Source organism: Maribacter spongiicola (genome assembly GCF_052119685.1).
Classification (GTDB): domain Bacteria; phylum Bacteroidota; class Bacteroidia; order Flavobacteriales; family Flavobacteriaceae; genus Maribacter; species Maribacter spongiicola_A.
Map to the genome: position 1 here is coordinate 558439 of NZ_JBGQOO010000001.1, position 12638 is coordinate 571076.

The 12638-nt window shown below is 34.8% G+C and carries 13 protein-coding genes; all 13 read right to left on the reverse strand.

The genetic code is table 11. The annotated features are described in order from the left end of the window. Positions 1–6: 6 nt before the first annotated feature. Complete coding sequence (gene tsaB / locus ACEN2N_RS02395) at positions 7–687, reverse strand: tRNA (adenosine(37)-N6)-threonylcarbamoyltransferase complex dimerization subunit type 1 TsaB (RefSeq protein WP_441822815.1); 681 nt, start codon at positions 685–687, stop codon at positions 7–9. An 82-nt stretch (positions 688–769) separates the two neighbouring features. Continuing rightward, complete coding sequence (locus ACEN2N_RS02400) at positions 770–2110, reverse strand: TolC family protein (protein ID WP_441822816.1); 1341 nt, start codon at positions 2108–2110, stop codon at positions 770–772. Positions 2111–2146: 36 nt separating this feature from the next. After that, positions 2147–3295 carry an efflux RND transporter periplasmic adaptor subunit gene (locus ACEN2N_RS02405; protein ID WP_441822817.1) on the reverse strand — a complete coding sequence of 383 codons (1149 nt, stop codon included), beginning with the start codon at positions 3293–3295 and terminating at the stop codon, positions 2147–2149. 43 nt (positions 3296–3338) lie between these two features. Continuing rightward, the gene (locus ACEN2N_RS02410; protein ID WP_441822818.1) at positions 3339–4601 is read right to left on the reverse strand and encodes an ABC transporter permease; all 1263 of its coding nucleotides are present in this window, start codon (positions 4599–4601) and stop codon (positions 3339–3341) included. Position 4602: 1 nt separating this feature from the next. After that, positions 4603–5832: an ABC transporter permease gene (locus tag ACEN2N_RS02415; protein WP_441822819.1), complete on the reverse strand. Its 1230-nt coding sequence runs from the start codon at positions 5830–5832 to the stop codon at positions 4603–4605. Next, on the reverse strand, positions 5825–6526 hold the full coding sequence (locus ACEN2N_RS02420) for an ABC transporter ATP-binding protein (protein ID WP_423997772.1): 702 nt from the start codon (positions 6524–6526) through the stop codon (positions 5825–5827). The genes ACEN2N_RS02415 and ACEN2N_RS02420 overlap by 8 nt, the downstream gene beginning before the upstream one ends. A 91-nt stretch (positions 6527–6617) precedes the next feature. Continuing rightward, positions 6618–7736, reverse strand: coding sequence for an efflux RND transporter periplasmic adaptor subunit (locus ACEN2N_RS02425; protein WP_441822820.1), 1119 nt, complete (start codon positions 7734–7736; stop codon positions 6618–6620). Between the two features lie 30 nt (positions 7737–7766). Next, positions 7767–9023 carry an ABC transporter permease gene (locus tag ACEN2N_RS02430; protein WP_441822821.1) on the reverse strand — a complete coding sequence of 419 codons (1257 nt, stop codon included), beginning with the start codon at positions 9021–9023 and terminating at the stop codon, positions 7767–7769. A 38-nt stretch (positions 9024–9061) separates the two neighbouring features. Next, positions 9062–10309 carry an ABC transporter permease gene (locus ACEN2N_RS02435; RefSeq protein ID WP_441822822.1) on the reverse strand — a complete coding sequence of 416 codons (1248 nt, stop codon included), beginning with the start codon at positions 10307–10309 and terminating at the stop codon, positions 9062–9064. A gap of 112 nt (positions 10310–10421) precedes the next feature. Further along, complete coding sequence (locus tag ACEN2N_RS02440; protein WP_441822823.1) at positions 10422–10640, reverse strand: hypothetical protein; 219 nt, start codon at positions 10638–10640, stop codon at positions 10422–10424. Then, on the reverse strand, positions 10630–11163 hold the full coding sequence (locus ACEN2N_RS02445; protein WP_441822824.1) for a DUF420 domain-containing protein: 534 nt from the start codon (positions 11161–11163) through the stop codon (positions 10630–10632). The genes ACEN2N_RS02440 and ACEN2N_RS02445 overlap by 11 nt, the downstream gene beginning before the upstream one ends. A 9-nt stretch (positions 11164–11172) precedes the next feature. Then, positions 11173–11904, reverse strand: coding sequence for an SCO family protein (locus tag ACEN2N_RS02450; protein ID WP_441822825.1), 732 nt, complete (start codon positions 11902–11904; stop codon positions 11173–11175). Then, positions 11904–12533: a hypothetical protein gene (locus ACEN2N_RS02455; RefSeq protein WP_423997758.1), complete on the reverse strand. Its 630-nt coding sequence runs from the start codon at positions 12531–12533 to the stop codon at positions 11904–11906. The genes ACEN2N_RS02450 and ACEN2N_RS02455 overlap by 1 nt, the downstream gene beginning before the upstream one ends. Positions 12534–12638 lie beyond the last annotated feature (105 nt).

A 12638-nucleotide genomic window follows, 5' to 3' on the forward strand; every position in this document is an offset into this window, starting at 1 on the left:
TCAATTTTATGCTTTTGACTTCTTAGTCTGTAACACAAAATCTTTCAAATAATACGGCTCAAAATAAGCCACATCTTCAAAATCAGCCACTCTAAATTTATCCGCTGAAATAGAAGCCATTTCTTTTGCTGATGGCACTACTTCACAATGATAGGTTATTGTGTCTAATGAAAATAATTCTTTAATCTTCTCTGCACCGCTACCTAAAAAGTAAACATGTTTTGATTTGATATACTCTTGAAAAGATTGCTCATCAATAATTTCAGCTTTTGTTTCTCTTACTTCATTAAGTTCAGCATCAAAAACTGACGAATACACTTCCATACGTCTAGCGTCTAGAACAGGTATCAATACTTCGTTATTCTTAATTTTAACTTGGGATGCCATACTTTTCAATGTGGAAACAGATATCAACGGGATGTCTAATGCATAGCACAAACCTTTTGCCGCCGAAACACCAATTCGAAGCCCAGTATAAGAACCCGGACCTTTACTGACCGCCACAGCTTCTAAATCTTCCATTTTTAAAGAAGCTTCTGTCATCACTTCCTCAATGAACACATGCAATTTTTCCGCATGCGAATAGTTAGCCGAATTCAACTCTCTAATTGATAGAATTTCGCCGTCTTTAGCAACACACACCGAACAATTTGTTGATGAGGTTTCTAGATTTAATAGTACACCCATATTGCAAAGGTATTACTTACTATAAAATGAAAAAGCCTATACACATAAAAATGTTACAGGCCTTTATAATTAAGTTTTTTATCTATTGCAAAGAAATAGGAATCCCAAAATAAAATTCCAGTATTTTCAATCTAAATATATAATCATATTTTGTTCTTACAACATCCGCCTCGGCATTATCAACCCTAGATTGTTCTTGGCTAAAATCAAATGAATTCATTAAACCAACATCAAAGCGCTCTTTAGAATATTGATAAGCCAAACGCCTAGCTTCCAAAGTTTTTTCTGCAGCTTCATATGCTTTATAAAAGCTGGTGACATTTACATAGGCCTGATTCACATCTGTCTCCAATTCTAACATTGTTCTTTCATAAGAAATTCTAGCTTGATCAACACTGATTTTAGACCTTTTTATATTATTTCTTACACTCCACCCATTAAAAATAGGAACGTTCATTTGCGCACCATAAGAAATACCATCATTTAGGTATAATTGATCACTAAGAGGAATTCGCACACCTGTTATACGATCTATATTTTGATCAGAGTACCTTGTATTATAGTTGATAAAAGCGCCTACGGTTGGGTACTTTGCTCCTTTAGAAATTTCCAAGTCTTTCTCGGCCAACTCAACACCTGAAAGTGCAAATTTTATATCATTTCTAAAAGTTAACGCTTTATCAAAAATAACCTTAGCAGAATTGTTTAAAATATCTGAGGGTGGAATTTCAAATTCATCTTCTGCAATATCAAAATTCTCATAATCTGTAATGCCTAACATTTGTGCTAAACTTATCCTAGATATTAATATAAGACTCTCTGCATTTACAATTTGTTGTTCTTGACCTGCTACGGTAGCTTCAATGTTCAATAAGTCACCACGGGGCACTACACCAGAATCAACTAACTCTTTCGTCCGTTTTAAATCTTGTGTTGTTACTTCATTCTGTGCTCTAAAAACCTTAAGAGATTCTTTATTTGACAGCACCTGAAGATAGGCATTGGCTACACTTAATTTTATATCATCTTTAAAATCATCTAATTGATATTGGCCACGAATAACATTGAGTTTAGCTCTTTCTATTCGGTTATAATTTCTAAGACCATCAAATAACGTTACAGATGAGGTCATACTACCAGAAGCAGAAAAAATCGTCGCAGAAACTAAGTTATTTGTAGTTGGGTCTAAAGCAAGACCAGTATTGGCCGAAGCGCTTAATGAACCATTTAAACTTGGCAGCAAAGCTCCCATGGCATCTGACTGGTCGATTCTTGCGTTTTCTAAATTTAATTCAGCTTGCGCCACTGTTAGATTATTTTCTACGGCATAGAACACACATTCCTCTAGAGTCCATTTTTTTTGCTGTGCCATGGTAATTACCATGCCGAACAAAAACGCAAAGACGGTTATTTTAAATTTCATTTTTTGATTGTTTTGATTTGTAATTTGATTGACTTTTTACTCTACTGATTCTTTTTCTTCGCCTTCATCTTCTCCTTTTTTAACAGGCTCAGTTTTATTCCATTGTTTAACATTATCCTCTTTTGTCAAGCCAGAAATAATCTCCACATTAATTCCGTCAGAAATTCCTATTTCAATATCCTTACGTTCAAATTTTTGATCTTCCACAGACCCTACTGCTATTTCAACATAAGGCTTATCGGTTTGTCTATCAAACTGCAATAAGGCTTCTGAGATAACAAGAACACTATCTTTCTTTTCTAAAACTAAAGAAGCATTGGCGCTATAACCTGCACGAATAAAAATATCTTCGCTATTCTCTACATCACCTTCAATTTTGAATTGAACAGCACCAGTTTCTTCAACACCTTTAGGGGCTATAAATCTTAATTTTGCATTTAATTCTTTGCCTTCAATGGCGCCTAAATTTATTTTCAAAGGTGCGCCTACTTTTAATTTTCCTACCTCGCCCTCATCTACTTTACCTTCAAATATCATTTTACTCAAATCTGCAATGGTAGCAATTGTAGTACCATCATTAAAGGTGTTACTTTGAATTACCTGATCACCTACTTCTACAGGAATTTCAAGAATAGTTCCATCAACTGTAGCCCTAATATTGGTATTTGCACTTGTAGAACCACCTGCAGAACCTACTCTAACAATTTGATAATCTGCTTGTGCATTTTGTAGTTCTTGCTGTGCCTGATCGAAACGCAACTTTAAATCATTAAAGTTTTGACTAGAAATAACTCCTTTATCAAAAAGGGTCTTGTTTCTATCAAATTCTATTTTAACATTACTAAGAGATATGTTGGCGCTATTCACTCTACCTTTTGCTTGATTTAATGTTTGCTCGTTCGGAACAACCTTTATCACTGCAATTAAATCGCCAGCTTTAACTTCTACCCCTTCTTCAAGATAAATTTTTTCAATAATTCCTGATATTTGCGGTTTAATCTCAATTTCATCTTCAGGTATTAACTTACCTGTAGCAACAGTCTTTTTCTCAATATTAGAAATGAAAGGATTGGATGTTTCATAGGTAATTGATGATTTGCTGTTACTTTTAATAAAAAATACTGCAGCCCACAAAGCCCCAAGAACTACTAGAGCTATTAATGCATATTTTACAAATTTGTTCATTTTAATAGTTGTTTATCGTTTAATATTTGGTTATTGTTCTTAATTATTCTTCTCTCAAAGCTTCAATAGGTCGTATACTAACTGCCCTTTGTGCAGGAATCAATCCGATTAAAGTACCCAATACAACCATAATAACTAATGCCCCTATAACATAAGGTATGGGTACGGTAGGGTTAGTATATGGAAAATCGATGTCTTTCGTAAATGAATTTATGAGTGCTAAAACTCCTGCGCCTAAAATGATACCAAGTATACCGGCAATAAGTGTTAAAAAGACCGACTCCATTACTATCTGATTTCTAACTTCAGCGGGTGTTGCACCAAGAGCTCGTCTTACCCCTAATTCTTTGGTACGTTCTTTTACTGAAATGAGTAAGATGTTACCTATACCAATTACACCAGCTAAAATTGTAGCAATACCTACTACAAGAGACATAAATGTAAGTCCGTCGGCGAAACCCATTGTTTTAGAAAACACTTCACCTAAATTAAATGAACCAAATGCGCGTTCATCTTCGGGATCTACTCTATGTAAATTTTTAAGCAATGTCTTAATATCTTTTTCTACTTGCACTACATCTACATTATCATACGCAGCAATACACATGTACCCAATATTATCACCAGAATTATATAATTTTTGATAAGTTGTAAAAGGAATAAACATAGCCGTATCAGAATCAAAACTGACCCCTTGTGCAAGTTTATGAACACCGATTACCTGAAAATAAACACTACCAACTCTGATCCAAGTGCCCACAGGATCTTCGTCTTTCGTATATAGTTCTTGCTCAACACGTTCACCTATTACAATTACTTTTCTAGATTGATCAATATCTTCTTGATTAATAAACCTACCACCATCATAAATTTTCTTAGTAGATATTTTGGTATAAATAGGATAATCGCCATTTAAAATATAACTACCAGATTTCTGTCCACGAACAGTATATACTGGTTCTGAACCAAAATCGCCCTGTGTAATTCTTGGCGCTATATATTGAACTTCGGGTATTCTATTTTGTATGGTTTGTACATCTTCTAATTTTAGTTGAAGCGGTCTACCTGTTTTAAAACCATCATACGGCATACTAGTACTTTGAGCCCAAACGAACATACTATTAACAGCTACTGTTTTAAAAACTTTATCAAACCCGTTATCTAGCCCTTTGGCAGCACCAGAAAGCGCTATGTATATAAATATTCCCCAAAGAACACCAATTATGGTAATGATCGTTCTAGTTCTATTCTTGCTAATAGAACCAAAAATCTCTTGCCATGTATTTCTATCAAATAAAAATCCCATATTATTCGTCTCTTAGTGCTACAATAGGTTTAATACGTGCTGCTCTCTTTGCAGGAATATAACCTGCCACACCACCAAAAATAATCAGTACAAGGGTTGCAAAGATTGCTACCGGCATATCTATATATGGATCGGTAATAAAAAAGTCTTCTAAAGTTTTATCTAAGGAACCCAAAATTGCGATACCAATCAACATTCCTAAAACACCAGAGATGGTGGTTATAAATATAGATTCTAAAAGTATAGTACTAATTACAGATTTTGGTGTTGCCCCAAGTGCTTTTCTAATTCCCAATTCTTTGGTTCGTTCTTTTACCACAAAAACCATAATGTTACTAATACCAATGATACCTGCTATAATAGTCCCAAATGCCACAAATGCAACTATCAATTGTAGAACCCTTGCCAATTGTTGGGTCTGCTTTAAGCCTTCAGCAACGTTTCGTATAAAAATACCGTTTTGATCATTCGGGTTTATATATTTCTTTTCTTTAAAAAAAGTAGAAAGACTTTTTTCTAATGCCATTGCACCCGAATAGCCCAATTCTGGTTTAAAAGCTACAATTATCTGATCCACTTTATCATTATTTTTCTCAATCAGTTGTAGTGTGGTATAGGGTACATAGATTCTTCGTTCCTCATCATCACCACCATCATCTTGATAAACCCCAACAACTTTGAATACACTACCCCCAACATCTATATAATTTCCAATTGCATCTTCTTGACCAAATAAATCTTTTTCAACTAACCTACCAATTACGGCTGTTTTAGTTTTTTTTAGAATATCTAATTTGTCTAGATACCTACCTTTCATGATTATGGTTTTCTCAGCAAACTGATGAGAAGGTGCAACACCCCGTGTGGAGTAATTGTTAGATTCATTTTTATATTTGGTAAGGTAAGTTCGCCCTATTCTTGGGGTAACGTACTCCAAAAACATTGGAAAGTTTTTTTCTATATCAGCTAAATCTGATCTGTCAAATTCTATCTGCCGACCAGATTTATACCCTTTATAAGGTTTAGTGGTTTGACCTGGAAAAAAGGTAATTATATTTTGTGCATCATCTTCAAAAAATAATTGAAACGTATTGATTAGACCATTTCCAAAACCAAATAAGACCACAAAAATTAAAATTCCCAGAGCTACCGTAAAACCAGATAAGAATGTTCTTAACTTGTTCTTTTGAATAGTCTGAAAAATTTCTCTCCAATTATCTCTACTAAACATATTTTGAAGCTCTTACTTGTTCAATTTTCTTGTCCTCTATAATAACTCCATCTTTTAAATGCACAATACGCTTACACATATCTGCAATATCAGGTTCGTGAGTAACTATGAGAATAGTATTACCCTGATCATTAATTTTTTGAATAAGGTCCATTACCTCATAAGATGTTGTACTATCTAATGCCCCTGTTGGTTCATCTGCCAATAACACTTTTGGTTCTGCCGCCATAGCCCTTGCTATAGCAACCCTTTGTTTTTGACCACCAGAAAGTTCACTAGGCAAATGATTTGCCCACTCTTTCAACCCTACTTGTGTTAAATATTTTAAAGCCTTTTCTTGACGTTCTTTTCTTGGTACTTTCTGATAGTAAAGTGGCAATGCAACATTCTCAGCAGCACTTTTATAATTGATAAGGTTGAAAGATTGAAAAATAAATCCTAAAAACTTATTGCGATACTGTGCAGCCTTAGTTTCATTTAAATTCTTGATAGCCACTCCGTCTAGTGTATAAGAACCTTCATCTAACTCATCTAGCATACCTAAAATATTCAGTAAGGTAGATTTACCCGAACCAGAAGAGCCCATAATGGCTACCAATTCGCCTTCTTCCACATTAAAATTTATTCCTTTAAGAACGTGAAGTGAATTTTTGCCCATTTTATAGGACTTATGAAGATCTTTAATTTCAATCATGTTGGTTGTTATTTTGAACAATTTTTACACTGTCTACCCATTAGACTAAACCGTGTACAATTTGTTACATGAATTTTATTATTTTTTTACTTTATTCGTTATCGGCAAGCTCGTCTGGTTTTACCTCGTTCCAAACCTTAATTTTTTCGCCCTCTTTTATACCAGAAGTTACTTGAACATAAATACCATCGCTAATACCTAACTCAATATCTCTTCTTTCAAATTGTTGATTGCCAGTAGCAATTTCTACATATGGCTTTTTAGTTTTATCATCGAACTGCACCAAAGCCTCTTTAACTGCTAAAACACTATCTGCACGGGCTAAAATTATAGATGCATTTGCACTTAAACCGGCTCTAATGAATACGGAGTCTTGTTTTTTAAGTGTGCCCTTGATTTCAAATTGAATTGCACCATTTTCTTCATTTCCTTTCGGAGCTATATAGTCTAATACAGCATCGAACACTTTATCTTCTATGGCACCTACAGTAATTTCTAAAGGTAGATTTTCTTTAATTTTCCCAACTTCAGATTCATCGACCTTACCCTCAAAAACCATTTTATCAACATCTGCAATAGCTGCTATGGTAGTACCTTCATTAAAGTTATTACTCTCAATTACCTGATTACCCACTTCTACAGGCACTTCTAGTACCATACCACTCACTGTCGCCCTAATTTGTGTGTTTGCCGCATTACCAAAACCAGAGGTCGTACCCGTTTTTACAATATCATATCTTTTATTAGCAGCAGCGTAAGATTGCTTCGATTGGTCATAGCTCAACTGAGCTCGCTCTAAATCTACTTTAGAAATTACCCCTTTGGTAAACAATCCTTTCTGACGATCTAAATTACGCAATTGATCATCTAGGTTTATTTTTGCTTCATTAATATTATTTCTAGCATCATTTAAGGCACTTAGATTGGGTACCACTTTTATAGTACACAGCAGATCGCCAGACTTTACATAGTCGCCACCTTCCACGAAAATCTTCTCTATCACTCCCGATATATTCGGTTTTATAAGTACTTCTTCTAACGGAAGAATACTGCCCGTGGCCATAGTTTTTTTAATAATGGTCTGCTTAGAAGGTTCTTCTGTTTCGTATACCACTGGGTCTTCTGCATTTTTTGAATACAAATAGAACATAGATCCGCCAAAGGCTAGTACTATAGTTAGCAGGATGATAATTGTTGTTGACTTTTTCATTTTTTGATTGGTTATATTTTGATGGTACTATTATTCTGTTCTTAAAGCTTCAATTGGTCGTATTTTGATGGCACTTTGCGCAGGTATGAATCCCGCTAAAAATCCGGAAAATATTAAAATGACCAGGGCACTGACTACTACACCCAAACTTACACTAGGGTTTACAAACATATCTACAGGCCCAACGGAGTCGAGCACGGCATTGACGCCATATATAAATGCCGCACCGAAAACAATGCCAATCATTCCCGATATGATTGTTAGGAAAATCGACTCCATTAAGATTTGTTTTTTAATAGACCATGGCGCTTCGCCCAAAGCCCTACGAATTCCGATTTCTTTTGTTCGTTCTTTTATGACAATCAGCATAATATTACTGACTCCAATTATACCGGATAGTAGCACCAGCACACCTACAAAATAAGCTACCCAACGTAATGCACCGAACAAACTTTCTACACGATTATACTGTTCATACAAATCAAAATACCCAACAGCGCGTTTATCATCGGGGTGAATTTTTCTATTCTCCTTAACGACATTTACAATTTTTTCTTTGAGATTAGAAATAGAACTACCATCTAGTGCGGTAATCGCCATCCACCCGACATCGTTACCCATATTAAAAGCCTGAGAAAAAGCGGTAAATGGAACATAAATTTCTTTCTGACCTTCTTCTCCACCACCACTATCTTTCTTTTGGTATGTACCTACCACCATAAAATTGACTCCCTGAATTTTAATATAGGTTCCTAGTACTTTTTCTCCTCTATCATAAAGTTCATTTCGTACACCCACACCGATAACTGCAATTTTTCTTTTATCTTGAATATCATTATGATTTACAAACCTACCAGAAGTAATGGTCATGGGTTCTTGCCGTATGATTTCTGGATAATCTCCGTAGACATTGAAAGCTCCAGTTTTTAATCCGCGAACCACATTATTACCACCACCGAATCCGCCTAATTGATTTCGGGGAGAGATGAATCTTAAATTAGGTATATTATCTTTTATAGATTGTACATCTTCTATCTTAAAACTAAAGCGCCTTCCTTTTGGCAACCCTTTATATGGCATGGTCGTATTTCGTGACCACATGAACATGGTATTGGTAGCGATATCGCCAAAATCTGCACGAATGCCATTTTCTAAACCTTTACCTGCAGCAAGTAGTATAATTAGAATAAAAATACCCCAACCCACCCCAAAAGATGTAGCCAATGTTCTAAATACATTGCTAGACAATACTTCTAAGATTTCTTTCCAACGGTCTCTATTGAACATGGTACTATCTTAATTAGTTACACTTTTTCGTTAGTTTACTATTCGTCTTTTAACGCCTCTATTACATGAATCTTAGCCGCTCGCCACGCCGGGAAAAATCCCGCAACAGCTCCTGCGAAAATCAATACAAATACAGTAGTTAAGGCAACATTGAAATTTACAGAGGGATTTAATACATAATCTACCTCCACATGCGGACCCACAATTTCCAACAGCCCCATGCTTAAAATGAGCCCCGTAAAACCTGCAATTGCCGTTATAAAAATTGCTTCGTGTAAAATCATACCCACAATTGACCATGGCTTAGCACCAAGTGCTTTTCGTATACCTATTTCTCTCGTGCGTTCTTTAACCACAATCAACATAATATTACTTACCCCAACAATACCAGCGATTATAGTACATACCCCAACAAACCAAAAGAAGAATTTAATACCACCCATTAAAGAATAGAAGCGTTTAGCCTCTTCCATAGGGTTATATACTTGAATTGCACTTGTATCTTCAGGTGATACCGTATGTGCTTTTTGCAAATATGATTGAAGTTCACGTTTAAATTTGATGGATTGCGCCACGGCAGTTTCGAAATCTTCTACTGCAGGTAATGTATAGGATAAATTATTTAGGTAATCTGCGCCATTAAAAACCTGTTGCGCGGTACTTACAGGAATATAAATACGGTCTTCTTCACGTTCGCCTCCAATATCACCATAGACACCAACAATTTTAAAAGGAATGCCAGACAGGTCTAAAAACTCCCCTACAGGACTTTCTAGTTCTGCAAATACTTCACGATTAATCTTATTACTGATGATTGCCACTTTAGCCTTAGAAGCTACATCTTGCTGATTTAGAAAACGACCCAAGGTCATAAACTCATTTTCAATGAATTGAAACTGATTAGAAACTCCCTGAACGTTATAAGCTAAAGACTCACTACCGTAGTTTACGAATACATCTCTAACAAATAATCTTGGAGATTTATTCTCTATTTGGTCTTCGAATAAGGTAGCCGCCATATCGTAATTCTCATTACGAAATTGAATAGGTCTACCAGGGTTCATACCCTTATATTCTATTGTAGTAACACCTGGCCACACCCAAACACTAGTAGCTGCATCTTGTTCGAACTCTTTGGCTATGCCATTTTGCATGCCTTGACCAAAACCCAATAAAATAACTAGAATAAAAATACCTGAAGCAACGGAAAGTCCGGTAAGAAATGTTCGTAATTTATTCTTACGAATAGTATCGAAAATTTCTTGCCAACGTTCTAAGTCGAACATATGATTGATTGATTAGTTTGATTGATTGATGAATGCAATACAAGTATCACACAATCATAAGACTAACCAAATGGCAGATTGTTACACTATTTGATAAAAAAATATAAAAAACCTAAGCCCTCATCTTTTTGTAGATAAAATAGAAGAGACCTGCAACCAATACATATGGTACTGCCATTAGGTAAACGATACCATTATTAATGCCTTCTGCGGCTTTACCAGAAGATTCACTTTCCAAAACCGCTCTACACATTGCGCATTGCGCTTCAGCATCTAAAGGAATCAATAGAAACAAAACTACTACTAATAAGAAAACATATTTAGTATGCATAGTACGGAGATATCATTAAATACACTACAACACCGGTAACGGCAACATATAACCATACAGGAAAAGTATATTTTGCCAATGCCCTGTGATCTTCAAATTTCTTTAAATATGCCATAGCATATGTTCTAAGCACTAAAGGAATTAAAGCAATAGACAATACGATATGAGTAATTAAAATAAAATAGTAAACATATCTAATTGCACCCTCACCACCATAACTCGTAGTATCTGATGTCATGTGATAGGCTATATACATGATTAAAAATAATAATGACAATGCTATGTTCGTAGTCATCACATTTTGATGCAACTTTTGATTGCCATTTTTAATAGCCCAAACAGCTACCAACAATAGTACTGCCGTAATTCCATTTATTGTAGCATAAATCGGAGGCAAAAATGAAAGGGGTTCCACGTTAGGTAATTTAACCCCAAAAAGAATTGCTACCACTATTGGTATAATAATAGAAACAATTGCAATTACTCTATTAAACTTCTTTTCGTCTGTTACGCTCCCTTTCATACTAATATCTTATTCTTCTAACAATTTCTTAATATCAATTTTCAGAATCCCTATTTCTTCTGTTTCACCGTGATCATTTACTCCTTTTTCTTCTAGAATAGCTCCTCGGTAATATACTATAGGGTTACCAAACTCATCTTTTCTTGAACGTAAGTAACCATCTTTATCTACTAGGGCAAACAAACCTGAATGTTCAAAGCCACCAGGAACATCTGGCATTTCTGCTGCAAAAATATTGAAACCTGCGTTTGCCAATTCATATACACCTGCATGATCACCTGTCATTAAATTCCAGTTTTCATCTTTAATCTTATATTTCTCTTTATAGCTTCTTAGCACTTGAGGAGTATCAAAATCTGGGGTAATACTAAATGATGCTATTGCAAAATCATCAGCATCGTTAAAATGCTTTTGTACGTCAACAAGGTTCGTTGTCATTACCGGACAAATACTTGGGCATCTGGTAAAAAAGAAATCTACCACATACACCTTACCTAAATAATCTTTATCAGATACAACGACACTATCTTGATTTATAAATTCAAAAGCAGGTACTTTTCTTCGCTTGCCATCTAATAAAATATACCCAAGTTTATCATCGACTTTTTTACCTGAAACATTTAAACGGTCATTTTCAACCACTGATCCCGAAGACAATCTTTCTACTATTCTTGGTACTACAATAATGCCAAAAATTAGAACAATTAAAGAAACCCAAACATATGTATATTTTTTATTCATTATTTAGATTGATCAGCATTATTCTTTTTTAAAGCGAGCCTGTATTCTGCCAATACGATTTTTGTGTCATCTATCATTTTATTATTCAAATCAGAAATAGAATTAGAATTGAAACCATATTTAGTACCATCATCTTCATCATCTGACCTACCTCTAAGTGTTCGATCCTTATCTATTATAAAAACATAGGGAGTGCTGTTATTCTCATCTAATACCAGATCAGTTTTTAAGCTATTAAAAAGATCCTTTATTTGAGTATCGTTAGCATATACGAAATTCCATTTATCGTTATCTGCTAGTGTAGCCAGTTCTGCTTTAAGTGCCTCAACTTCACCTTCGGTATCATTAGCAACAACCATTACAAATTGGAAGTCTTTAAACTCGTAGAAGCGTTTATATATCTTTTGATTTAAATTAAACGCATTTCCTTTTCTACCTTCCACATCAGACCCTAAAAAGCCTAATACGGTAATATTGCCTTTGAACTTGGTTTGATTAGAAAAATCTAATTCTTGAACATTTTTAGTCAGTTCAGACAGCTTACCAAAATTTGTAACCCCAGAAGCAAAGAATAAATATGCCACAATAGGTAGCACAAATAAAACAACAAGTACGAAGGTCTTTTTCATAAATCAAGTAGACTAGTTATGGAAACATTTTTAAAAGTCTCAACAGAAATAACTATTAAAATACAAACTATACAAAAATAAAAAGACGGTTATAAAACCGTCTTT